1 pseudogene is annotated in these 563 nt (G+C 47.1%); it reads right to left on the bottom strand.

The window, feature by feature from the left end:
• Positions 1 to 563, bottom strand: a pseudogene (locus A3735_RS31505) (hypothetical protein); the annotation flags it as partial.

Here is a 563-nt window from a genome sequence, read left to right as displayed (position 1 = left end):
TTTGGAACGCCATCATCATCCAGGTCTGGGTCAGTTTCAGCGGGCTTGAGTACAACTTCTTCTTCAGTATTTATTTCAGTATTAACGCCTTCATTACCCAGGTCTTCTTTTTCATCGTTAATCACTTGTTTCATTTCACCAACTGTACGACCTTGAGGGTCGTTCGGAATCGGTAAGGAAGCAGGGTCTTGCTCTAAAAGTTGAAGTGCGGCACTAGCTGTATCTTCAGCAGCATCATCTTCAGCACCGCCAAAAATATCACTCGATTCTGAGCCACCTTCTTCATTGTCGACTTTACCGTCGATCTGGCCATCGGCTAAATCTTGTGTGAGTGCACTTAATACAGCATTAGGGTCTTCAGTACCAACAGCCTCGTCTATCTGGTTCACAACAGCCGTTACCGCTTCTACCGCAGCACGATAAGCCGCAGCATCTTCTTGCTCTGCACCCGTATCAGTTGTTTCGTCAATTAATGGAGGCGTATCAAAAATATCAATATCCTGGGACATACCAAAGCCCATGGTCGACTTCACCTGAGCCGCGGCTATTGGAAGCGCGCTCAC

Source organism: Oleiphilus sp. HI0061 (genome assembly GCF_001635675.1).
This window is presented reverse-complemented; position numbering and strand designations above follow the sequence as displayed.